General features: G+C 43.7%; 22 protein-coding genes and 1 pseudogene. 22 read left to right on the top strand and 1 reads right to left on the bottom strand.

Going from position 1 to position 24,894, the window contains the following annotated elements; translation table 11 throughout:
- Positions 1-9: 9 nt before the first annotated feature.
- Together ACUN27_RS25255 and ACUN27_RS25250 are read left to right on the top strand one after the other, a co-directional pair.
- Positions 10-2,220, top strand: a complete 2,211-nt coding sequence (locus tag ACUN27_RS25255) for a helix-turn-helix transcriptional regulator (protein ID WP_445559745.1) — start codon at positions 10-12, stop codon at positions 2,218-2,220.
- A gap of 337 nt (positions 2,221-2,557) precedes the next feature.
- A pseudogene (locus ACUN27_RS25250) lies at positions 2,558-3,415 on the top strand (serine/threonine protein kinase).
- Between the two features lie 35 nt (positions 3,416-3,450).
- On the opposite strand, the gene ACUN27_RS25245 reads toward ACUN27_RS25250, so the two are convergent.
- Positions 3,451-4,794 carry a hypothetical protein gene (locus ACUN27_RS25245; protein ID WP_445559744.1) on the bottom strand — a complete coding sequence of 448 codons (1,344 nt, stop codon included), beginning with the start codon at positions 4,792-4,794 and terminating at the stop codon, positions 3,451-3,453.
- Between the two features lie 198 nt (positions 4,795-4,992).
- On the opposite strand from ACUN27_RS25245, the gene ACUN27_RS25240 reads away from it, so the two are divergent.
- The 20 genes from ACUN27_RS25240 (at position 4,993) to ACUN27_RS25145 (ending at position 24,801) form a co-directional block, all read left to right on the top strand.
- A complete protein-coding gene (locus tag ACUN27_RS25240; protein ID WP_379174869.1) occupies positions 4,993-5,283 on the top strand; it encodes an ADP-ribosylglycohydrolase family protein in 291 nt (96 codons plus the stop codon).
- A 184-nt stretch (positions 5,284-5,467) separates the two neighbouring features.
- Positions 5,468-6,151, top strand: coding sequence for a BadF/BadG/BcrA/BcrD ATPase family protein (locus ACUN27_RS25235; protein ID WP_326061544.1), 684 nt, complete (start codon positions 5,468-5,470; stop codon positions 6,149-6,151).
- 219 nt (positions 6,152-6,370) lie between these two features.
- A complete protein-coding gene (locus tag ACUN27_RS25230; RefSeq protein ID WP_326061563.1) occupies positions 6,371-7,321 on the top strand; it encodes an ABC transporter permease in 951 nt (316 codons plus the stop codon).
- Between the two features lie 56 nt (positions 7,322-7,377).
- Positions 7,378-8,208, top strand: coding sequence for a carbohydrate ABC transporter permease (locus tag ACUN27_RS25225; protein WP_326061564.1), 831 nt, complete (start codon positions 7,378-7,380; stop codon positions 8,206-8,208).
- A gap of 52 nt (positions 8,209-8,260) precedes the next feature.
- Positions 8,261-9,835 (top strand): extracellular solute-binding protein, encoded by a 1,575-nt coding sequence (locus tag ACUN27_RS25220; protein WP_445559743.1) that lies wholly within the window; start codon positions 8,261-8,263, stop codon positions 9,833-9,835.
- Positions 9,836-9,986: 151 nt separating this feature from the next.
- Complete coding sequence (locus tag ACUN27_RS25215) at positions 9,987-11,423, top strand: response regulator transcription factor (RefSeq protein ID WP_445559742.1); 1,437 nt, start codon at positions 9,987-9,989, stop codon at positions 11,421-11,423.
- A 15-nt stretch (positions 11,424-11,438) separates the two neighbouring features.
- Positions 11,439-13,256: a sensor histidine kinase gene (locus ACUN27_RS25210; RefSeq protein ID WP_445559741.1), complete on the top strand. Its 1,818-nt coding sequence runs from the start codon at positions 11,439-11,441 to the stop codon at positions 13,254-13,256.
- Positions 13,257-13,334: 78 nt separating this feature from the next.
- The gene (locus ACUN27_RS25205; protein WP_315948681.1) at positions 13,335-13,496 is read left to right on the top strand and encodes a hypothetical protein; all 162 of its coding nucleotides are present in this window, start codon (positions 13,335-13,337) and stop codon (positions 13,494-13,496) included.
- Positions 13,497-13,531: 35 nt separating this feature from the next.
- A complete protein-coding gene (locus ACUN27_RS25200) occupies positions 13,532-14,503 on the top strand; it encodes an aldo/keto reductase (RefSeq protein ID WP_445559740.1) in 972 nt (323 codons plus the stop codon).
- A 26-nt stretch (positions 14,504-14,529) separates the two neighbouring features.
- Complete coding sequence (locus ACUN27_RS25195) at positions 14,530-14,868, top strand: VOC family protein (protein ID WP_315948683.1); 339 nt, start codon at positions 14,530-14,532, stop codon at positions 14,866-14,868.
- Positions 14,869-15,025: 157 nt separating this feature from the next.
- Complete coding sequence (locus tag ACUN27_RS25190; RefSeq protein ID WP_326061547.1) at positions 15,026-15,646, top strand: PadR family transcriptional regulator; 621 nt, start codon at positions 15,026-15,028, stop codon at positions 15,644-15,646.
- Between the two features lie 67 nt (positions 15,647-15,713).
- On the top strand, positions 15,714-16,619 hold the full coding sequence (locus ACUN27_RS25185) for an alpha/beta fold hydrolase (RefSeq protein WP_445559739.1): 906 nt from the start codon (positions 15,714-15,716) through the stop codon (positions 16,617-16,619).
- Positions 16,620-16,753: 134 nt separating this feature from the next.
- Positions 16,754-17,704 carry a hypothetical protein gene (locus ACUN27_RS25180; RefSeq protein ID WP_445559738.1) on the top strand — a complete coding sequence of 317 codons (951 nt, stop codon included), beginning with the start codon at positions 16,754-16,756 and terminating at the stop codon, positions 17,702-17,704.
- A gap of 142 nt (positions 17,705-17,846) precedes the next feature.
- A complete protein-coding gene (locus ACUN27_RS25175; protein WP_445559737.1) occupies positions 17,847-18,821 on the top strand; it encodes an SDR family NAD(P)-dependent oxidoreductase in 975 nt (324 codons plus the stop codon).
- 218 nt (positions 18,822-19,039) lie between these two features.
- On the top strand, positions 19,040-19,555 hold the full coding sequence (locus ACUN27_RS25170) for a dienelactone hydrolase family protein (RefSeq protein ID WP_445559736.1): 516 nt from the start codon (positions 19,040-19,042) through the stop codon (positions 19,553-19,555).
- A 400-nt stretch (positions 19,556-19,955) separates the two neighbouring features.
- On the top strand, positions 19,956-20,285 hold the full coding sequence (locus ACUN27_RS25165; protein ID WP_315948690.1) for an antibiotic biosynthesis monooxygenase family protein: 330 nt from the start codon (positions 19,956-19,958) through the stop codon (positions 20,283-20,285).
- 63 nt (positions 20,286-20,348) lie between these two features.
- On the top strand, positions 20,349-20,912 hold the full coding sequence (locus ACUN27_RS25160; RefSeq protein WP_315948691.1) for a TetR/AcrR family transcriptional regulator: 564 nt from the start codon (positions 20,349-20,351) through the stop codon (positions 20,910-20,912).
- Positions 20,913-21,234: 322 nt separating this feature from the next.
- Positions 21,235-22,116 (top strand): oxidoreductase, encoded by an 882-nt coding sequence (locus ACUN27_RS25155; protein ID WP_445559735.1) that lies wholly within the window; start codon positions 21,235-21,237, stop codon positions 22,114-22,116.
- Between the two features lie 51 nt (positions 22,117-22,167).
- Positions 22,168-23,334: an MFS transporter gene (locus ACUN27_RS25150; RefSeq protein ID WP_315948693.1), complete on the top strand. Its 1,167-nt coding sequence runs from the start codon at positions 22,168-22,170 to the stop codon at positions 23,332-23,334.
- A 36-nt stretch (positions 23,335-23,370) separates the two neighbouring features.
- Positions 23,371-24,801 carry an aldehyde dehydrogenase family protein gene (locus ACUN27_RS25145; protein WP_315948695.1) on the top strand — a complete coding sequence of 477 codons (1,431 nt, stop codon included), beginning with the start codon at positions 23,371-23,373 and terminating at the stop codon, positions 24,799-24,801.
- The last annotated feature ends 93 nt before the right edge of the window (positions 24,802-24,894 follow it).

Here is a 24,894-nt window from a genome sequence, read left to right as displayed (position 1 = left end):
AATTTCATCATGAGAAGAAATTGGTTTCATCGCTTGCTTCTTTCCTATTTACCGGTTCTCATCATGATTGTTTGTTTATTTGTTTTTATCGGAATTGTGCAGCTGAATGATCTCTCCAGAAAAGAAGCGATGAAATCAAGTCAAGTTTATGTTCAAAATATTCAAAACAGTATCGACATGTCGCTGAGATCTATCGAAATTATGATGCTGGAGACGATCACGAGAAATGTGAAGCTTACGACCTTTGCCGGCATGGAAAGCGATTCTTCGTTCATTATTGAACTTTCTCAGCTGCTTCAAAGTATGACGACTTCGAATGCGTGGATTGATTCCGTTTATATTTACAGATCAGGTGATGGAACAATTGTTAGCGATAAAACGATATTAAAAATTGATCAGTTCGGAGATAGCGCTTACATAGAAAGTAACTTAACGAACGTGCAAAAAGTACAGTGGAGCACCCCACGCATCTTCCGCACCATTCAGAATGGAAATCCGGAGGAGAGAGTTATCTCCATCAGCAGCGGGGTCCCCATCCATAGCAAAGGGATTGCACTGCTTGTCGTGAATATTAAGATGTCGGCGATTCAAGAGTTTCTAGAGAAATACGGGAATTCGGAAGTGAACAAAATCGCAGTTACCGATAACGAAGGCCATAAACTGTTCGGAGCTGCCGGACTAGAATCCAAAGCGGGGGATACGACGCTCGTGTCGGGATACACGGGTTGGACATATTCCAACAGCTTCAAGACGGAAGGGCTTGGCAACATTTATTTTTATATGACAAGCGGTTGGTTCGTCATCGGATTCCTTGGCATGCTGATTGGAATTGGCTGGGTTATTTACATAACGCGTCAAAACTACAAGCCGATTGAAACGATTATGTCGCGTATCCAGAAATATAATCAGGTGCATAAGCATAATCCAATTCAAGGACTGTCGGGTGATGAACTTAGTTATATCGATTACACGCTGAGCAATATGATCGAGGTTAGCGAGGAATACGAGACGCAGTCCAAGGTAAATGAAAAATATAGACAGCTTATGTTGTTTAAGGAGCTTGTCGAAGGAAGCAACCCGATTGACCGGGCGGAATGGGAAGCGGAGCTTCGCCAGATGGGCATTGCTTCCTTCGGTAGCGCATCGGTCAGCATTGGCGAGATCGATAAATATATCGATTTTCTAAGCCAACATTCCCGGAGAGATCAGGGGCTTTTCAAGTATATTTTGAAAAAGGTCGTGGAAGAGACAGCGGAAGCGAAAGGTCTTCGCATTTGGCAGGAATGGCTGACGAACCACCGGCTTTGCATCATCTTTTTTGAAGAGCAGCAGCAGCCTGCAGAATCGCTTATGTTGGAAGTATCCGAGCAGGCGCGCAAGTGGATGCAGGATAACTTGAATTTAACCGTAACCTTCGGCTTAGGGAACACCGTGCCGGAAGCAAATGCCATCGTTCAGTCCTATGAGGCGGCTGCAAGGGCTCTTGACTATAAATCAGCGCTTGGCAGCAATCGCGTTATTGGACATTGGGAGATTGAGCTTTTATCGCACGATGATCTTTACGTGTATTTGCAATATGTGCGCACGATCGCTCAAGCATTCCGCGTAGGCAATGACGGCTGGGAAGAACAGTTGCGGCTCCTGTTTGAAGGGCTACGTAGGCTCATGCTGCCGAGGGAAGAAATTAGCGGTATTCTGAGCTATATGAATTATTATTTTTACCGGGAAATGATGGAGCTGCCTCCGGACTATCAAGAACTGTGGAATCGCGAGTTTCGGACGCCTTGGGATGAAAATATGGATGCGCTCGAAACGTTGGAGGAGCTGGAGTTTTTCTATTCGAAGACACTGACTTCCTGCGCCAGAAAAATAGAAGCGATCCGCGAGAGCAAAGGAAATCATGGCGTCGTTCAGAAAGTGAAGGCGTATATCGAGGGAAATTTCAGCAATCCCGATCTGTCCCTTTCCAGTCTAAGCGATCAGTTTCATATGAATGCTTCCAGCTTGAGCACTTTGTTCAAAGAAGACTTCGGCGAGAAATTCGTCGTGTACGTCTGCCAAGTTCGGATGGAGCATGCGAAGGAGCTGCTGCGTGGCACGAACCTGACGATTCAAGAGATTTCGGAGCGGGTCGGCTATGTACACCAGATGTCCTTTATCCGGGCTTTTAAGAAAATGATTGGTACTACGCCTGGTGATTATCGGAAGGTGCATCAGTAGTATAGGGAAACCTGAGGAGCGGGGCTGGAAGCCTTTTAGGGGGAACTACGGTCCGCTATTTGGCTGAAAAGCTGGCTTTTGGCCAGGCATGGGGAACTGTGGTCCCTTATTTTCAAGATATTGGGTGAATAATGAGACTAACCGGGAAAATAAGAGCCTGTAGTTCCGCTAAGCTGTCAGAAAGGCGTTTTTCCCTGAAATAGAGGCCTACAGTTCCCTTTCAGTTGAGGGCGGCGTGCGGGGGCAGGCCTGGTAGAGTACTCCATGTTCTTTTAGTGGAGACCTGACAAATCGGATATATTTATAAGTAGGACAATAAATTTCGAGGAGGAATTCAATGATTGAAGTACAAATAGACGACGTTATCTTCAAATTGCAAGAGGAACACGATTTTGGCTGGCTCGCGAGTTTAGGTCGTGTATTTCAGGTGTTTGATCAGCAGGACTCTGGGAATATAAGCTTTGGTGTTGAGAAAAATGCCGAGAAATTGTTCGTCAAATATGCCGGTGCGAAAGCAATAACATTTTCCGGTGACCCGCAAGACGCCATACATCATTTGAAAAATGCCATGCAAATGTATACCGCATTAAGTCACCCTTCGCTCATTCAACTAGTTGATCATTTTGAAGTTGGGTCGGGATACGCGGCTGTGTTCGAGTGGTTTGACGGGGAATCTCTTCACCCGCATTGGGCTTTTCCGCCGCCGGAGAAATATAACCATCCCCAGTCCCCCTTTTATAGATTCAAGAAATTATCCGTGGCACAACGGTTAGATGCGTTGGAACGAATCTTTAGCTTCCATGCCTATATCGAGAAAAATAACTTTGTTGCCATTGATTTTTATGACGGAAGCTTGCTGTATAATTTCTCCAAGAATGAGATGAAAATCTGCGATATCGATCTTTATCAAAGAAGACCTTATTTCAACACAATGGGGAGATTATGGGGATCTTCTCGATTTATGTCGCCTGAAGAGTTTACGCTAGACGCTGAAATTGATGGTTGTACCAATGTTTTCAACATTTGAGCAACAGCGTTTGCTTTGCTAGGAGGAGAGCGTGATCGTTCGTTTGAACGTTGGGATGCAGGAGAAGAACTCTTTAAGATCGCTTTGAAGGCTGTTGAACCAAGCAGGGAAAATAGGTATGGAAGTGTGTCGGCATTCAAATTGGCATGGGATTCGGCAGTTAAATAAAAAACAGTAGGTCGGGATCCCGACCTACTGTTTTTTTATTTAAAATCGCCTAGCAAATAATTATAAAAGGGTTCGTCCACCCAGAACTTATAGGAGTCGACGTTCAAGCCGGGGTTAATCTTTTTCAGACCAGCAACTACTTCGTCCGATTTATCGCTGAGGGAGAAGGACTGCGCATAGTAATGGCCTTTGCTGACTTTATTGTTAGCAATCACTTTATAGTCTTTCAATTCGGATAAGGAATAGTAGAGCGGCTGCCACCATGAAGAATAAATAAGTCCTGTTTGATCATTGCTGTTCTTTTTCGCATATTGGAGAATGACCTGCTGGAATTTGTTCTTTTGCTCAGCGTTATCAAATTCGAACTCAATGTCGTACTCCTTGGCATAAGCGATGAAATTGCCGTTTTCAATTTGAACGACTTGATAATCGTCGGTTTGTGTCGGCTCGCCCCACTCTTTTAAATAGATGAAAGCGGACGTTTTGGGCTCCAACTGTACTTTTGCCTGGATGTTCTCGCTGCGCAGCAAGCCGATCAATTGAATCGCATGCTTAATGTCCGAATGTCCGTAGGTGAGCGATTGCTTGGGATCAAAATTGGCATCGAAACGAGAATCCTTCAAATTGTATCCGGTAATCAAATTCTTCTTCAAAGCTTCATCGAAGACAGAACGTAAATCTGCGGATGAAATAATGTCCTCCGTGTGCCAGGCATAGTTAATTTTGCGGAAAATATCGTCATCGGAAGTCGTTCCAAGATAATGTTTGTATTGTCCATTAAACGTAAGTATTTTACCAAGCAAATCGTTGGCGAAGTTTTGGCTGGCAGGCGTATCCCCTTCGAATTCAGAAGATACAAGACCTGTATCAATGGCTGCGGCCAGTTCTTGGGCGGCTTGAAGCGTTAGTTGATTGTTTTGATCGTAGTCAATATGTACTTTGGCCAGAGCGGCTTTGATTTTATCTTTTGGATAAGTATAGGCGAGCTCTTGCAAGCCGGAGGCTTTTAAAGCTATAAAAGCGGCCTGTAATTGGGTAAGCGGTTGATCCCCCTGCAGCTTGCCTTCAGATAGTATACCTTTTTCGTGTAAAGCAAGTGCTGCGTTGTAATAGGGGCTGTCTTTTTGTAAATCTGTAAATACATTCGTTTGATCTTTCGCTTCCGCTTTCAAAATGTTGTTCACTGCGATAACGAAATCACCTTTGGATAAGGAGTCTGACAAGGTGATGGCATACTTATCATTCAAAAACTGTTTGTAGGAAACGGCAGAATCTTTCGCCGCAGCAGCGTTACTTAATGGGCTTACTGAGGCTAGGAGGACAGCAGTTAGAAGCGCTATCTGCAAGGGCTTGTGAGATTTCAATGATTTCATTGGCATGGAAAAGACCTCCGTTTAATTCTTATAGGAATACTATGTTTTATTGCACTATATCAGTAAAGGTAATGGGTGTCAACAAATATTGGTTGATATTTTTATAGATGGTCTGAATTGTGGCGAGGTTTGTTACAAATAAAGGAAATAACTTTCATGCAGAGAATAACTAGGAAAATACTTGTTTAAAGTCTTTGGCAAGAGGTGAATAATGTTAGGTGCTATGATAGGTTCACGAGATTTACAGATGATACTGTTCTAACAGTAGCCATAGCTGATGCTATTCTAAACAAGAAACAACATAATAATAAACTGTTTGATTATTACGCAAGCAAGAGATTAAATGCTAATAAATTAAGACAATACGCTAGATGGTATCCTAACGTTGGATATGGTCAAAAGTTCGAGGAATGGGTTGTGAGTGATAACCCCAAACCATACAGAAGCTATGGAAATGGATCGGCTATGAGGGTGTGTCCGATTGGACCTATATGAAATTTTTGCATTAAACGATTTATCACTAGGCGAAAGGAGAGATCAATCATGGTTCAGAGTACCAATGGGATTGTTATTGGAATTGATGGTGGCGGCACTCACACGCGGATAATGGTTGTAGATCTCACTGGGAATGTTCTTGCATACTTAGAAAATGGCGCCTCTTCCATATATAAGGATTTGCATGCTAGGGAAAATGTGCAATCCGCAATACAGTGGAGCACTTCTTACAGAACCGGGAATTATTGTGATTTCCGGGACGGGGTCTATCATTTATGCAGTAACTGAGGAAGGACAGCAGATCAGAAATTATGATCTTCATCATTATGCAGCTAGTGCTGCCAGATTTCTTGCTTATGAGGCCACATTTGAACTGCTATCAGGCAACATCGACGATAGTGACCATGAGTTGGTCAGCACGATCCTACAATTTTGGAAACTGTCCACTGTCAAAGAGTTATCTCAACTTGCCTTACAGGGTTTTGTGGTTGATCAGAGAGAACGCAATAGAAAGTTTGCTCAAATTGCCCCCTCAGTCACCGTAGCTGCTGCTCATAATAGTAAATTGGCTAAACGGGTTTGCGACCGGGCCATTCATCAGATAATGACAGGTGTAGAAATGCTTGCATCCTACTTCTCCAATGCAGAAGTCAACGTTTCTTTAGTTGGAAGTGTTGTTAATAGTGACTATTTCCAAGAAAGGCTTAGTTCCTTAATGCGTGAGGGAAATAACAAGAAATATAGGCTGATTAAACCTGCGTTCTCACCAGTAGCCGGTGCAGTATTGTTAGCACTAAAGCAATTAAACATCCCCATAGAGAAGGAACTTCTAGAAAGTTTAAGTCTTCATCCTCGTTCTCAGCATTAAATAAAATGTAACGACTACAGCCGATTAGACGATTGGTCGGTCTTTTCCATGCAAAGATAGCACCGGGACCCCGTGGGGGTTCCGTTTTTTTGTATTTTTTAAAAATAAAATTATTACCAAATTCATTTAATAAATTACATTTTATTAAAAACTCATGAACGTATAATGATTACAAGAGATATCCGAATACGATTTGGAAAGGAAAGAGGGAAGATGAAAGTGAAAGCGGTTTTAGGAGACTATAGAGAGAACGTAACAACAAAAAAGAAAAACAGTATCCTCCGCAGCATAAAAAGAGATTCTCTCTTATATTTACTCTTACTGCTGCCAATGGCGTATATCCTCATTTTTAAATATGCTCCTATTTACGGTGTATTGATGGCTTTCCAGGACTATAACATTTTTCAGGGTATTAGCGGAAGTGAGTGGGTTGGGCTTGACGTTTTCAAATTCATTTTTGAACAGAACAGTTTCTACCGTGCGCTTACCAATACCCTTGTTTTGAACTTTCTGGATTTAATCGCAGGATTCCCTGCTCCCATCATATTGGCCATTTTGTTGAACGAACTCCGGTTTGTCCGATTTAAAAAAATAACCCAAACGATTCTGTATTTACCTCATTTCTTATCTTGGGTCATTATCGGAGGCATGGTATACTTGATGTTTTCTACAGGCGGCATGGCGAATAGCGTCTTGTCCAGCCTTGGATTGGGCAATATTGAGTTTCTTTCTCAAAAAACGAACTGGCTGATCATGTATGTCGCTGTTGGGGTATGGCACAGTGTTGGATGGGGGACAATCATCTATCTGGCCGCCATTATTGGAATCAACAAGGAATTATACGAGGCTTCCGATATTGATGGGTGCAGCAGGATTCGTAAGATTTGGCATATTACGCTGCCGGGAATTAAGCCGACGATTATTATCTTGCTTATTTTGCAAATTGGCAGAATGATTTCAATTGGATTCGATCGCCCGTTTGTTATGGGGAATTCCCTGGTCAGTGAATACTCCGATGTAATCAGTACTTATGTGTATCGCATAGGAATCGGGTCCGGCGATTTCTCGCAGGCAACAGCCGTTGGGTTATTTCAATCCGTCGTAGGCTTGATATTTTTAGTAGCAGCAAATTTTATTGCCAAAAAAATCGGTGAGCAGGGAATATGGTAGGGAGTGTGAATTAATTGTTTAAAAAGCAAAGAATTAATGTAGTAGATGTAATTATTATGTTATTCATAATAGGGGTAGCCATTACGTGTCTTGTTCCATTTTTGTATATGATTGCGCTTTCTCTTAGCTCGAATAATGCCATCATTTCTCAGAAAGTTTCCCTGTGGCCGGTAGAATTCACACTTGAAACTTATAAAACAATCTTAAGTGATGTAGACATGATTTATACGCTTGGTTATACGATTGTATTGACTATTTTTTACACAATCATTTGTATGTTTTTAACCATCTGTGCTGCGTATCCGCTTACAAAGAAGAGATTAAAGGGAAGAGATTTTGTATTAACCATTTTAGTCATTACCATGTACTTTAGTGGAGGTCTCATACCTAGCTATATTTTGGTGAAAAATCTGGATTTGATGAATTCGATGTGGAGTCTGATATTGCCTGGCGCTATGAGCGTGTTCAATCTAATCATTCTCAAAACGTTTTTTGCATCGCTACCAGAAAGCTTGGAAGAATCGGCATCCATTGATGGATGCAATGAACTGGGAATCCTTTTTCGAATTATTCTTCCTCTCTCGATGCCTTCGATCGCAACTTTAAGCCTCTTTTATGCGGTTGACCGATGGAATGGTTTTCAAGATGCACTCTTTTATATAACAGACAAGAACTTGTACCCGATGCAATTAAAACTGTACCAGATCATAACTGCCAATCAGCAGTTAGATACTCAGCAAGGCGAAGGCAGTGTTGGCGCTTTTATTGTTCCTGAATCATTGAAAGCTGCGAGTGTCATGTTTGCAACGGTTCCTATCCTAGTTGTTTATCCTAAACTTCAAAAGTATTTTGTTGAAGGTGTCATGACAGGGGCAATTAAGGGTTGATAACGTGCTAGGAATCTTCCAAAAAAATAAATGGATAAAGGGTGAGGTTACAATGAAACTCAAAAAAATGTTGGCTTTAGTACCGGTTTTGACACTGGTTACCAGCGTGCTGGCCGCATGTGGCAGCGATCAAACCAAAGCAGGCCAGTCGGCTTCGACGGCAGCTCCAACGGCTTCAGGAGCGCCGGTTACATTAACCGTTGAAGTTTTTGACAGAGGGATTCAAGGGCAGCCGGATTTGAACAATAATACCTGGACACGGTATATCAATGATAATTTTGGCAAAGCGAACAATGCCATTGTGAAATTTGTTCCGGTACCTAGGTCGCAGGAAATTGATAAGCTCAATGTATTGATGGCTTCAGGCGAGGCGCCTGATATTTCCTTTACGTATGACGGTGCAACCGTATCCAGATACGCCAAAATTAATGGGATTCAACCCTTGGATGAGCTATTGGCTAAGCATGGTAAGGAATTAACGAATTATCTGGGCAAAACGGTTCTTCATTATGGACAATATAATGGGAAACAGATGGCGATACCTGCGAAAAGGACTTCACTGGCTTGGGGCGGTATGTTCATTAGAAAAGATTGGCTGGATAAATTGGGCATGCCGCTTCCTACGACCAGAGATGAATTATATAATACGTTAATTGCTTTCAGAGATAAAAATCCTGGCGGCGTCAATGGCGTTATTCCATGGGGATTGGCAGCAACCGGTATGAATTATGGCTTCGGTAATTTGAGCGAGTCCTTCTGGGAGAAGCAAACGGAGGAAGAATTCGTTACAGGACCAAGCTGGCTAAGACCTGGAAACAAGGATACACTAAAATTCCTGAACAAGCTTTATAACGAAAAATTGATCAGCCCTGATTTTGCGCTAGACAAAACAGCCAAGCAAGCTGATGCTGATGTTACGAATGGGAAAGTTGGATTCTTCAGTGCTAACTGGGATTATCCGCTAAGGCAAAATATTAGTGAGCCACTAAAAACAAATGTGCCTACTGCGAACTTTGTTCCTATTGATACCTTCAAAAACTATGAAGGGAAATATAAGAAAATCGCTTACAATGAAAATGGTGTGAATGTTTTTATACCGAAGAGCAGTAAAAACGCGGAGTTGGCAATCAAGTATTTGAACTGGATGTCCGATCCTAAAGTCTTATTCTTCCTGCAATACGGTCAGGAGGGAGTTAACCACAAGATGGTGAATGATATGCCGCAAGTGATTACTCAAACTGGTGATAATATGCAAACGAGTTACCTAAATCTTGATTATACGCTGGTTGTAAATGGTGTGGAGCTTGGCGATCAACAGAAGAATATTAAGGCTTTAGCTGCTTCTGCTCCAGGATACGAAGCTGTTGCTGAGAAATCATACCAGATTAATACGACAGATACGTATACAGGTTACTATTATGAGACGCCGAATGAGTCCAATATTAAGTTTGGCAAAACACTTGGGGATCTGAACAAAACGATGACAGACAAACTTATCGTGTGCAAGCCGGCAGAATTCGATGGTTTGTATAACAAACTAGTTGCCGAGTATATGGCAGCCGGCGGGCAAGCCGTCATGGACGAAAATGTGAAAATATACAAAGCCATGCAGGCGAATAAGAAGTAGTTATCAGGTTGACATATATGAAGTAAAGCCTATGGACATGACAAAACTATGTCCATAGGCCTTTCTTGTGAAACGCCATGCAATCTTGTTATCTTGCCGGTATGCAGATAAAATTAATGATTAGGGTAGATCAGCTATCTAGGGGGTACTTATGTACAGTGTTATGATTATAGATGATGAACCATGGGCGATAAAAGGGATAAAGAATGTATTTAACTGGGAAAAATATGGTTTCGAAATCACAGGTACGTTCACAAGTGTCCATAAAGCAATCGAGTTCATCAACGAGGAGTGCCCTGATCTTATTTTTACAGATATTAGAATGCCCGAAATTTCCGGCCTTGAGCTCATGCGGATGACCAAAGAAAAGGAATTGGATGCTGAGTTTGTAGTTGTAAGCGGTTTCGCTGAGTTTGCATATGCGCAGGAGGCCTTAAGATATGGCGCGTTGGATTATTTTCTAAAGCCCATAGATATTGATATGGCCGATCCTTTAATCGAAAAGCTGGCCCTGCATTTTTCCAAGAAGAAAAGTGTTCGAAATAACCTGATTTTAGAGGCTTTAACGCTACCGGATAAAAGTGAATTAAATCGTTTAACACCCTTCTTTGATCGTTCGTCGGACGATTATTTTCGTGTGCTTGTCATTTATTCCAATAGTGAGAAGAAGGCGTATAAGAACTTAAAATTTTTCGATCGAAAACAGACATTGGAAATTGATTTCGGATCAAGAAAGACGTTGTATATTCTAAAAAGCGATCAAAAATCAGAGTTGGAACATGATTTAGATTACACAGTTTTCGAGGGATTAGATATAAAAGTGATAGGAATCAGCAGCATTTCAACGAATTATGAACATATGGCCAAGTTGATTAAGGAAGCAGATCTCGCAGCGTCTCACATATTTTTAAATGAAGAAAAAGGTATGTTTGAATACGAACCAAGGTTTACTTTGGTGAAGCCGTTAATAGACGAAATTTCTGCAGTCATCCAAGAACATAAGTTTGATGAAATGGATTACAGCATAGAGAGAGTCGTGGACTTTTTCAGGCAAAATCACCTAGGTATGGGAGAGGTCGTATACCTATGGAATCAAGTGGTTAGTGTGTTGGTTGGCACCTATTATGAAGAGTTGAAAGACATGGAGCTTGATTTCTTGAACTACTCTGAACTGAAAGAACGGTTTGAGAACTTTGAATCCTTATGCAGTTTTTTATACGACATTCTGATATACATCAAGCAGTTGAACGGTCATACGGTTAATGAGGGGGATATCAACGCTTATTTTAGCCAGATGGTTAAATACATCGACACTCATTTTCAATCCAGGTTATATCTGAAAGATTTGTCTGCTAAATTTTATATCAACCAAGTCTACTGCTGCCAATTTTTCAAGAAAAATTTGGGCAAAACCTTTTCGGAATACGTCACGGAGTTGAGAATAAAAAAAGCGTGCGAGCTTTTGAAACATACAGAATTATCCATTGAAGAAGTTGCGACGAAAGTAGGATACTTCGATTATTACTATTTCAATAAAGTGTTCAAGAAACAATGCGGGATCACGCCTACGAAATTTAGAAAAAGTTGATGGTTAGCGATCGGAGTGGGGATTTTGCAGATTAGTAGACTTAAGCTAAAACATCAGATTTTACTCATATTTTCATTTTCAATTATCATCTTTACATCCATGGAGTTGTACTTCTATTACAGCTTCTATGATCTCACGCAAAAAAGAGCTTCCAATTACGGCAATAAAATCATTGAGCAAACACGCCAGAAGATAGATACCGTATTTAATGATTTAGAAGTAAGCACAAACATAGTCGTTAACAATAAAAAAATCCAGGAATTTACCATAGCGGATGATGATTATAAAAGGGCTTTTGATATCGGGGCTTATGTGATTGATCTCATGGAGTACATGAGGTCCTTTAATTCGTATGTCAATGGTATCGTTATTAATGACAGCGAAGGAAGACGAATTTACAGTTTAGCCACGTCAAATGGCGATATATTTTTTTCAAACCAATATGCTGAATTTATTAATTCTTATAAGCTGGACAGCGAATCTGTTGAAAAAGGCATCTATACGAATATTCTCAAAGACGAAAAAACAGGAAGCGAATATTTCTTTTATATAGCACCTATAATTGAAGCTATTGGCGGGGTTCATTTTTCACAGCAAACCGGCTATTGCTCTGTTATGGTGAATACGGATAGGCTGCAAGAACTAGTTAAAAATACAGATTTGACGCCTAATTCTACTTTGTATTTATTAAACAGCCGAAATGAAGTCATAGCATCGAACAATACGAATTTCCGTGGCATTTTATTCAAGGACATACTCTCTGTAGACCGGGATAGTTTAACGAGTGGTGTCAAAACCAATATCAACGGGGAAGACGTCATCGTTCAAGAAAAAGATTTGGAGCAAGCAGATGGGTGGCGGATCGTAAGTATTATTCCGGTGCACGAATTGACAACCGACATGAACGCGATCAAAAATGTTAGCATTATAGCAGGTATCGGTATCATTCTAAGTTTAATTATATTGGGGTATTTTTTCTTAAATAATTTGACACGACCTGTCATGGGGCTTGTTGCCGATATGAAAAGAATGGGTAAAAGAGACATGGGCTTTCGGGTTAAAGTGCGCTCAACGAATGAAGTTGGTGTTCTAGCTTATGATATCAACAGCATGATAGACCAAATGGAAGAGATGGCAAGCAACATCTTGAACACGCAGGCAAGGTTGTACGAGTCAGAAATTAGCAAAAAACAAGTTGAATTTTCCGCATTGCAGAGTCAAATCAACCCGCATTTCCTGTATAATACATTAAATTGCATAAGCAGTATCGGGCTTGAATATGGCAGCAAGGAAATTGCACAGATTACTTCCTCAATGTCGAAAATATTCCGTTACAGCATTAAAGAGGATGAGGTAGTTCTTATAAGCGAAGAAATTCAGTGTGTGCAGGCCTATATGAATATTATTTCCATTCGATATGAGAACAAGTTTATGATGGAAGTACATGTGGACGACAAGCTAATGCAAATGAAAACACCTAAAATGATTTTACAGCCTATCATTGAAAATTCTGTTTATCATGGCCTTGAGCGTAGAGATGCAGGAGGAAGTTTACATGTCAAAGGTCAGATCGATACGAATGGCGATGTCTGTTTTCAAGTGACGGATTCCGGAATCGGGATTGGCTTTGATGAGCTGGAAAGCTTAAAGGCGAAGCTACATATGGACTACTCGGAGAGAGTCAAGAACAGTCCGGATGGGAAAAGCATCGGTCTTTCCAATATTAACAAAAGGATTAAGCTGATGTTTGGAGAAGGTTATGGGGTAAGCATAGAAAGTAAGTTGGACCTGGGAACTACGGTGATTGTGAAGATTCCAGCTATTAGTAATTAAGAAGTTGCAGGCGTCGCGGCGGTATAATTGCGGGAGTAGAGTTGAATGAAGTAGTTTACTATTCTGGAGGAATGTAAGATGAGATCGGAAGATCAGATTAAGCGTATGATTCATCAGTTGGAACAGACCGTGCAGCGGCTTAACCCAGCAGAAAACGGTGAGGAAATCAAAGAAATTCGTTCCAAAATTGAAATGCTGGAATGGGTATTAAACGCTCCTGTCGGAAAATATCACGCATAAAATATGAGTTCGAGTATAGGCTTAAGGAGGTTTATATGCGAAACCAACAAATACCCGGCACAGAATTAACACCATCCGTTATTTGCCTAGGCACTTCGAATTTCGGTGAATCGGTGAGCCGAGAACATGCCTTCGAAATGATGGACCGCTTTTTGGACAGGGGAGGCGATTTTCTCGATACGGCCAAAGTGTACTCTGATTGGGTGCCGGGCGAGCGAAGCCGCAGTGAAAAGCTTATCGGGCAATGGTTGAAATTGCGTAATAACCGCAGTCATATCGTTCTTGCTACAAAAGGGGCACACCCCGAACTGGAGACCATGCATATACCGCGTTTAAGCCGGGAAGATATTTATGCTGATGTGGAGATGAGTATAGGCCATTTGCAAACGGATTATATCGATCTGTACTGGCTGCATCGAGATGATCCAAATCGGCCGGTCGAGGACATTATGGATACCATGCATACATTGGTGCAGCAGGGGAAAATCCGATATTTTGGCTGCTCAAATTGGCGATCGGATCGAATAGAAGCCGCGCGTCAGTATGCAGCAAGCAAAGGAAAACAAAGTTTTGCCGCCAGCCAGAACAAATGGAGTCTCGCTTCGTATCCTCCCGGAAACGATCCTATGATGGTGACGCTAGATGAACATGAGCTGAATTATCATGAAAGTACAGGGCTGCCTGCGATCCCTTATAATTCACAGGCATCCGGCTTTTTCAGCGGTCGATATACAAGCGAAATGCTGCTTCAGCCTAGTCCGGAAAATAAAAAAATATGGAACCTATGTAGTGAAAGTAATTTACTTAAGCTGAAGCGTGTCGAAACGCTCGCACGGCAGTTGGATCTCACGATGACTCAGGTCGCGCTCGGCTACTTGCTTGCTCATCCTTTTCCTGTCTTTCCGATTTCCGGCTGCAAAACGATCCGTCAGCTGGAAGATTCCTGTGCTGCAGGTGATGTACGGTTAGACGATCAGGTTTTTCAGGAATTGTATGGGATCCACTGAATATTAGTTGGAAAGGAAGTGTACTTGTGAGATTAAATCATCTTAATTTAACTGTCAGTGACGTTAAAGCTACGATTGATTTCATTGTCAAATATTTCGGAATGGAAGTTAGACACACGCGCGGAAATGGATTCGCTGTCCTATTGGACGATGGTGGCTTAGTACTTACCTTGATGAAAGGCGACCAAGTCACTTATCCTAGCACCTTTCATATCGGCTTTATTCAAGAAAGCGAAGATCGGGTGAACGAAATCTATCAACTCATGAAGGATGATGGCCTTTCTGTGAACCCCCCGCAACGATCGCACGCTTGGACTTTCTATGTGCAGGCACCTGGCGGGTTTACTGTTGAAGTACTATGTTGATAGGACGATAGTTGAAATAGATTGTGGAGCAGGTGCCAACAAGGTACCTGCTCTATTTCTTATTGCCTATAGAAACAAATTAGGCGCTTTACTTATTTTGGGAAAAACTGCGAAAAACCATTGACTTAGTTATAAAATGAATAGTAATATTATAACTATGAAGAATAAAACAAATAAACCCCAACGATCACCACTTGCGTTAGCCATTCTCGCCCATCTGGCCGAAGAACCCATGCATCCATACAGAATGCAGCAGCTTATTAAAGAAAGAGGGAAGGATGAGGTCATTAACGTCCGCCAGCGTACAAGTATTTATCAGACCATTGAGCGCTTGCTGAGGGAAGGACTCATTTCAGTTCAAGGAACCTTAAGTGAAGGGGGGCGCCCTGATCGAACCGTTTACGAATTGACCGAAGAAGGAAGGGAAACATCGAAGATTTGGCTTAGGGAAATGCTTTCGGACCGGTCGCAGGAATATCCGGATTTTCCCGCAGCCATCTCTTTTCTCACCCTGTTGACTCCCGAAGACGTTCAGCGGCAATTCGAGAGAAGAGAAGGAGCTCTTCAAGAGGCCATTCTACGCACGGATTCGCAGTTACTGAAGTATAAGGAATCGGTTCCCCGATTGTTCATGCTAGAGGTTGAACATAGCCGGGCCGTATTGCAGGCTGAACTTGAATGGCTGAGGGCTGTCATCGAAGACTTACGCACGGGTGAACTCTCCTGGAATGAGGAATGGATACGTGAAATAGCGGAGCGACTGAGTAGTCCAGATTAACATCGAAGGGATAAACATACGATTTATACGGTTCAAATGAAGGGCAACTTCTGAGGAGGAGATTGGAATGATAAACTCAACCGTTATTCAATCCAGTACAACGAGAATCGACTCGACTCATACAGTAGGTTCTGTGATATCCAGAGACGGCACCACAATCGGTTATCGGCAGTATGGTCAAGGACCGGGCGTGGTGGTAGTACATGGCGCCAATTTATCGTCACAAAACCTCACGCAGCTTGCGATGCGGCTAGCCGATGCATTCACGGTCTACGTACCTGACCGCCGTGGACGTGGTTTAAGCGGACCTTATGGTGAAGATTACGGTATCCGGAAGGAAGTCGAAGATTTGGAGGCACTCCTGAACCTATCGGGCGCCAGCCTTGTCTTCGGGATCAGCTCAGGGGGGCTTATTGCGCTTGAAGCAGCACGTGCCTTACCGGCAATTCGCAAGATTGCCCTTTATGAACCCGCGTTGTTGATGAACTCAGAGAGGACGAAATGGCTAGCTCGTTATGACCGGGAGATCACCGAAGGCAAGACAGCCGCCGCTCTCGTCACGTGCTTGAAAGGCTTGCAGCTGGGCGGACCAGTGCTTAATGCCATCCCCCGGTGGCTGCTCGAGTCCATGACGAACAAAATGATGGAAAGCGAGAGCAAGAAGGCGAAGAAGGGCGACGTAACAATGCGAATGCTCGCACCGACGCTGCATTATGACGGTCAGTTACTCATGGAGATGACCGGCACGGTGGACCGATTTAAGTCCTTGAATGCCGATGCTTTGTTACTAGGCGGCAGTAAAGGATTGTCGTATCTAAAGCCTGCGCTTGACGCACTTGAGAAAGTACTGCCTCAAGCTGCAAGGATGGAAATGCCTGGACTTGATCACGGAGGAGCATGCGATATCAGCCAGACGAATCGGGGTGGCAAGCCGGATTTGGTGGCGGAAGAGCTGCGGCAATTCTTTACCTAGGTCTACTCGCCGATGGAGAGCAGGAAAATTTATGTATTTCGCGAATATCAAATGAACAAATAATTTATCGATGGTCAAAAACAGCCATGCAGGCACAGTGTAGAAATTTTGACCTAATGAAGGAGAATCATTAGATGTCTATTGATAATCGCGAATGGCAAATTCATAAGCCCAATGAATCAGTCATAGATTGGCTGCTTGGCGGGGATCCTGCAATCCGTTGGCAAGTGATGCGTGACTTAACCCAAGAGTCCGATGACCGTGTTGCTGCTGAGCGGTCGCGGATTGCATCGGAAGGTTGGGGCGCCCGGGTGCTTGGATTGCAATCTTCCAAAGGCAACTGGGGTGGCGAAGCCGACGCACGGAACTGGCTATGTACGAGCTACACCCTTCTGCTTTTGAAGGACCTGGGCCTAGATCCGTCAGGGGAGGAAGCACGGAGATCCATCGGTCTCGTGCGTGACAACATCACTTGGCCGCAGCAAATGGGAGGCCTACCGTACTTTGACGGCGAGACAGAACCCTGCGTCAATGGGTGGATACTCGGCGCGGGCTCCTACTTTGGAGAGGGCAGCGCTCGGCTAGTTGATCAACTTCTTGGAGAGCAGTTGGAGGACGGAGGCTGGAATTGCAACGCTCCTGCAAGCCGGCGATCCTCATTCCACAGCACGATCTGTGTTTTGGAAGGGTTGTTAGAGTATGAGAAAGCAAAGGGAGAAACGGCGGTAGTGACGGAAGCTCGTATCCGGGCCCATGAGTATTTATTGGAACGCCGCATGTTAAGGTCTCTGTCATCGGGCGAGGTGATCGATCTCAATTGGACGCGGTTTTCGTTTCCGACGACGTGGCATTATGACGTATTACGCGGTCTGGATTACTTGCGCAGCGCAGGCGTCAAACCCGATGAAAGGGTTGCCGAGGCCGTCGGTCTGGTAGCGAAGAAACAAGACGAGAACGGGAAATGGCCGCTTGAGAACGCACATTCCGACCGAGTTCACTTTGACATGGAAGGTGTTGAAGGCGAGCCGAGTCGTTGGAATACGCTTCGCGCCTTGCTAGTGCTTGATTGGTACTCATCACGTTGAGTTGAAAAGCGTTTAGATCCTCAGCCACTGCTGTGGGTCTCTTTTTTATTAATTAGTGATTGACTAATCAATAACTGAATGATAAGATGATCTCAAGTTAGTGATTGATCAATCACAAATAATGAAAAATGGAGCTGATGAAATGAAAAAAGCGATTGTAATAGGAGCAACAGGAGGCACGGGAGCGGCAATCACAGAGGAACTTGTCAAAAGAGGTGTAGAAACCATTGCATTTGGACGTTCTCGCCAGAAATTAGAGCAGTTCGCCAGAAAGCTTGGAAATCCGAAGCATTTGACTCTTTCTGTAGGAGACGCGATGCGACCTAAGGACATAGTGGCCCATGCGGGTGGGGCAGACGTCATGTTCCATTGCGCGAATGTACCTTATCACGAGATGGTAAACAAGCTGATTCCTTTAGGCGAATCGGTGATGGAGGCCGCGGAACGGCTCGCTATCAAAGTTGTAGTGATTGACGGCATTTATCCGTATGGCAGAAAACAGATGGAGCTGGTTACTGAGGAGCATCCCAAGCAGCCACATACGAAAAAAGGAAACGTTCGACTGGACTACGAACGGATGCTTTTCAGCCAACGATGGACCAAGGCTCAAGTCATGATTGTTCGCTTGGCAGATTACTATGGGCCAACGGCTAATGAAGCCTCCTATTTAGGCTCAACCTTGGAAGCCATCGCAGCTGGCAAACTGGCTTTTTTCATCGGCAACATGCAAGTCCCTCGCGAATTCGTCTATTTACCGGATGCAGCTGCAATGATTGCCGAATTGGCAGGTAAAGATTTCGCTTACGGGCAGAATTGGCATATTCCAGGTGCCGGTCTTATCTCAGGACGAGAGATCGTGCGAATTGCGCAGTCGGCAAGCGGATTTGTTAAACCGATCATCCCGCTAAAAAAATTAGGTCTATCGTTGATTGGCATGAGCGTCCCTGTGATGAAAGAAGTCGTCGAGATGCTTTATTTAACCGAGGAGCCCCTTGTGTTAAGCGGAGAAAAATACAAACGATTTATCGGACCGATCGTAGCAACACCGTTCAAGGAAGGGATAACTTCGACAATTAAGGCTTTGCAGGAAAGAAGGGTCTCCTCTGATCAAAAGTAATTGATGAATCAATAAAATTTTGGATTCCACATTCTACTCCTTCTTCTATGCACTAATGATTAATTTGAGACAATAAAGGATGGATTATACAAGTGGAAAGGAATTCCAATAGATTAAATAGAAGTATAATTTTAGAATCTGACGTAGGAGGAGAAGAAAAATGGCAGAAATTCTAATATTTCATCATGCTCTGGGTCTGACCCCGGGGATTCACAGTTTTGCCGACGAGCTTAGAAAAGAGGACTGTACATGTTCCTGATCTCTATGAAGGTCATGTGTTTACGACCATCCAGGATGGCATGGCCTATGTCAAGGAGATCGGATTCGATGAGATGCTGGAGCGCGGTGTTCGTGTGGCACATGAGCTTCCAAGAGACATCGTTTATGCAGGGTTTTCGCTGGGTGTATTGCCTGCACAGAAGCTTGCCCAGACTCGGAAGGGCGCTATTGGCACGCTGCTTTTTTACTCCTGTGTGCCAACGGCAATGTTCGGATCACCCTGGCCAGCGGAGCTGCCGGTTCAGATTCACGGCATGGAGGCTGATCCGTATTTTGTTGACGAAGGTGATTTGGAAGCGGCTCGTGAGCTCTTGGCTTCGGCCAATCAGGCCGAACTGTTTTTGTACCCGGGCGATCAACACATGTTCGCTGATAGCAGTTTATCTTCTTATGATGCTGATGCGACGGCCTTGCTTTTGCAACGCGTGATCGGATTCCTCCGTCCGATCAGGTAATGGTTTGGGTTGAGCACTCCACCCCATGAGATTTGCTGAGTGGTTCCTCTCTGAAGGGGAACTACAAGGCGCTATTTCAGCGAAACAGGCTCATTTTCGCGCGGAGGGGAACTGTGGGCCGCTATTTTTCCGTTTTTCTAAAAGAAAACAGGATTAGCGGTCAAATAAGGCCCTGTAGTTCCGCATGACTGCGGAAACCGGCAGAATTTGCAAGAATAGCGGCCTGTAGTTCCTCAAATATGTAGTATTGATCAACTTAATGCTCGCTAGTATGTGGTTACCACAGGGACTATTTCATCGAAATAGTCCCTTTTTGATTTTTCCAATCAGATTCTTACATGTATATGATGATGGCATGAAGCACAAGATACGCGAGAATAGATCATGAAGGAGTTCATATATGACACTGATATCAACGAATAATAACGTTCTTACTTTTATTAATGTGTTCACGGTGGAACCGGAAAATCAGGAACGTCTCATCGATTTACTTACTAGTGCAACAGATGTTTCCGTTCGATACGCGCCAGGATTTATTTCTTGCAGTTTGCACCGCGGGACAGAGGGAACGAAAGTAACGATGTATGCGCAGTGGCGAAGTGCGGAAGATTACCAAGCGATGCGAAACGACCCTAAACCTCTTCCGTATCTTCAGGAAGCAATGACGATAGCCAAGTTTGAACCGGGCAGCTATGAAGTTGTCAAAACTTTCGAACCCGCCACGCAATAAAGCAATGCCTACTTGACATCTACCTGGGGATCGTACTAATGTTAGTCCCAAGAGGTGGAATTCATGAGTAAGAAACAGGACATAATGACCGCCACACTCGACTTAATTGACGAAGAGGGACTTCAGTCGGTTACCTTCTCCAAAATATTTAAGCGAGCAAATGTAGGGTCTGGCACGATGTATAATTATTTTGCGAATAAAGAAGAACTGGTTAATGCGGTGTATAAAGAAGCACGAATGCTAATGGGGGATTACTTGATGCAGGATTATAATCCTGAAGCAAGCCTGTATGAGCGATTTAGGTGTCTTCAGTTAAATAGACTGCAGTTCGGCATTCATTATCCAAAGGAATTCATGTTTATCGACAGCTTCTCCTATTCACCGTATATCTCACCTGAGTTACGCGCGATGGACGATGCTCATAACTCCCGTGATGTGATTATCTCTTTGATTATTGAAGGCCAGAAGCAGGGGGTTTTGAAAGAAATGGACTCCCATTTGTGTCATCAGCTCATGCACGGGATGATAGCATCAATTCTAAAAGGATACTACGTAAAGAAATATCCGATGAACGAGCTCCAAATTCAACAAATTATGGAAGCTTCATGGAAAGCAATTCTCGTCTGAAAAACAGTCTTAGGAACTAGTTAGGTTCCGCGGGCTGTTTTTTTGTATAGTTGTTAGAAAAATAATTCCAAAGTTCGTGTAATGAGCATTTATTGAATGATAGATATGGAATTATAATTCCATTTTATTGATTGGTTTGTCCGTTGCGACATTAAGAGTATTGAGTTTTTTTATTGAATATATGTATTAATTCTAGGCTGGAGTTATATATCCCTTTATCTGTTTGGAATAAAAATTCCGAAAACTATTGACCTGAGGTTGCCGTAGGAGTATATTATCTATGGAACAAATATTCCAAAAAAATTTAAGGAGGCAACATAATATGTCTAAAGTTTGGTTGATTACAGGGAGTTCACGCGGGTTTGGTCGCAGTCTTGCAGAAGCGGTATTAGCAAAAGGAGATCAACTTGTCGCTACAGCTCGCAATACAGAGCAGATTGCCGATCTTGCAGCACGTTATGGCAGCCAGGTTCGGATCGTGCAGTTAGATGTAAATCGATTCGAGCAGGCTGAAGCTGCTATCCAGACCGCTTTCGAAACGTTCGGACGATTGGATGTCCTTGTTAATAATGCAGGCTACGGTAATGTCTCTTCTATAGAAGAAACGTCGATGGAAGATTTCCGTGCGCAGGTGGAAACGAATCTCTGGGGTGTTATTAACGTTACCAAAGTTGCACTGCCCCTGTTAAGAAAACAAGGCCATGGTCATATTGTCCAATTTTCTTCGATCGGCGGCAGAACAGGTGCACCAGGTCTTGCACCTTACCAGACAGCAAAATGGGCGGTGGAAGGTTTCTCCGAGGTGCTGTCCAAAGAGGTAGCGCCACTAGGATTAAAAGTCACGTTAATCGAACCGGGCGGTTTCCGTACCGATTGGGCAGGCTCTTCCATGCAGCATATCGAGCCTAGAGAAGAATACCGAGCCACAGTCGGCTGCTTGCTGAAACATCTTCGCGATACAACCGGTAAGGAGAACGGCGATCCGGATAAAGCCGCGCAAGCGATCATTAAGATCGTTAATGAGGAGAATCCGCCGCTTCGCTTATTGCTCGGAAGCGATGCCGTAGCCATCGCAAACGCGGTGGACCAAGGCAAGCTAGCGGAAACGAAACGCTGGCAGGCACTTAGCCAGTCGACGGATTATGTATCTAAAGAGCTGGATCCGGAAGTGTCGCGTATGTATGACGAGTTCGAAGAAAAATAAGCTTGCAACATACGCTGATTTGCCTTACAAAGTCAGAAAGAGGTTGCCTCTATGAAACTAAGTGTAAGAATTTCTTTATTATCGATGGCTGTTACAACGACCTTCGGAACGATGATGGCTGCGCCAGCGGTTAAACCGCTAGCTGTGGCTTTCCCCGGTACCAACGCGCTATTGGTACAGTGGGTCGTCACCATTTCTTCTCTATTTATTTTGCCAACCTTATTTATGGCAGGGAATTTAGGCAGACGATTTTCTCGGAAAAAAATTTTAATAGCAGGTTTGCTCATGTATATCATTGGCGGCGTTGGCCCGGCCTTCATGAATTCATTTGAAATGATCTTAGCCTTTCGGGCACTGCTGGGTCTCAGCATCGGCCTCATTTCACCAACGTTTAACGCTTTGATTGCGGAGAATTTCCAGGGCAAAGAACGATCTCGCATGAATGGCATACAGACTTCAATTAATGGCATTGGCGGAGCTATTTTTCTATCTTTTGGAGGAATTATCGCATCATTTGGATGGCGAGATGTGTTTTTAACCTATTTGTACGCCGTTGTTTTATTTCTCTTGGTTATCGCATTTTTACCTAAGTTTCCGCCGATCCAATCGGAAGTGGTAGCGAAAGGGACGGCTAAGCTTCCGAAGTTTTTCTTCGCGGTTGCGGCTGCGGCAGGGCTTCATTCGATGATGTTCACTTTGATCCCGACGAACCTTTCTCTCTATTTGTCCAATAACGGCATTGGTACCGTAGCTTCAGTAGGCTACTTGACTGCTTTCGCACTAGTTGGTGTTTTCGTGGGAGGACTTGCGGTGACCCGATTAAGCAGCATGTTAAAAAAACGGCTCGTCCCACTGGATTTAGCTGTGATGGCCGGAGGTTTCTTGCTCATCGGTTCTGCCCATACGGTGTGGACCGTTGCGGTTGCGGTATTTATGATCGGTTTGGCTGAGGGCATGTTGTTCCCTCTATCATTCATCAAAACAGCGGAAATTGTGCCTAAACTTAGCTTAACATCGGCCATTTCACTGATGCTTGCTTGTGTTTATGCCTGCCAATTTCTCAGCCCTTTATTCGTAAAAGGAATAGAACAGCTGCTTCATACGGATTCGACACGTGGTGTCTTTATGGCGATAGCTGCAGCTTTGGCTGTAAGTGCCGTAATCTACATGCCAATTGCTCGAATGAGGAAAAACGGAGCTGTGCAATCCATTTCTTAAGATGACAACATAACTATAATAAAGCAGGTGTCTGGTATGAGAAACATAGAAAAAATTTATATAGATGGAAAGTTTGTAACTCCAAGGAGTATAGATCATTTGGATCTTATTAATCCTTCTACAAGAGAAGTTTTTGGCCGTGTAACGCTCGGTAATGAAGAGGATGCTAAACTCGCCATAGCGGCGGCGAAAGCAGCATTCGCTACCTTTTCAAAAACGTCTGTGGAGGAAAGGTCCGTGATGTTACAGCGTTTGAACGATGCAATCTTAGACCGAATCGATGAGTTGGCCGAAGCGAATATCCTTGAATACGGTGCCCCTCGAATGGCATCAACCGGGAGGGTTAGATTGGCTGCGGCTAACTTGATGGATAGCAAAGAGGCGCTTGAACAGTTCGATTTTGTCCACATGATCGGCAAAGCTAAAGTTGTTTCCGAACCCGTTGGCGTTATCGGTATTATTACACCTTGGAATGCAAGTTATTCGCAGATTACGGCCAAACTAGGTGCAGCGATAGCAGCAGGATGTACAGTTGTGATTAAGCCTAGCGAATTAAGCGCCCTGCAAACGCAATTGTTAACGGAATGCTTCCATGCAGCGGACATTCCGCCAGGGGTGATCAACGTCGTGAATGGTCTTGGGACTACAGTAGGAGCCGAACTTACGCGTAATCCGGACGTAGCCATGATTAATTTTACGGGTTCAACACGGGTCGGAAAAGAAATTCGCAGAGCTACCGTAGACTCTATGAAGCGTGTAACTTTAGAGCTTGGGGGTAAATCTCCGAATATCGTACTGGACGATGCGGATTTCGCCAAAGCGATCCCTGCTGCGGTTAGATCATGTTATATGAATAATGGGCAAGCCTGCGTAGCCGGTACAAGATTGTTCGTTCCCGCGCACAGGCTGGAAGAGGTTAAGAAACTTGCAAGAGAAACCGTAGAGTCGATGAAAGTTGGACTTCCAACTGAAGCAGATACGATTCTTGGGCCACTTGTTACTGAGAAACAATACAATCAAGTTCAGCGTTACATTTTATCGGGCATTCAAGAGGGTGCTGAGTTGGTGATTGGTGGCGAAGGCCATCCACAGGGGTTAGAAGAGGGGAACTTTGTCAGACCGACGGTTTTTGCTAACGTAACGGAAGAGATGACGATCGCGAAGGAAGAAATTTTTGGACCTGTGCTTTCGATTTTAACCTTCAAAAACGAGGAAGAAGCCGTTGCGATGGCCAATAACACGGACTACGGTTTGGGGGCTTATATCAGCACGGCGAACTTGGAGAAAGCGAACGAATTGGCGTCACGTATCCAAGCGGGTGTGGTGCTCATCAACGGGGCAGGTTTTGAAATGAAAGCTCCTTTCGGCGGGTTTAAGCATTCCGGAATCGGCCGTGAATACGGCATTTACGGTCTGGAAGATTGCTTGGAAACCAAAACGATTACCGGTTTCGATCTTCCGATGTAATAGATTGAATGCATATAGGGATCAAGTTCTTGTCTGATGGCAAGAGCTTGGGTGAGGAGTGAATAGTTTGTTGATCCCTAGTTGACATGAACT

Source organism: Paenibacillus sp. WC2504 (assembly GCF_052682475.1).
This window is presented reverse-complemented; position numbering and strand designations above follow the sequence as displayed.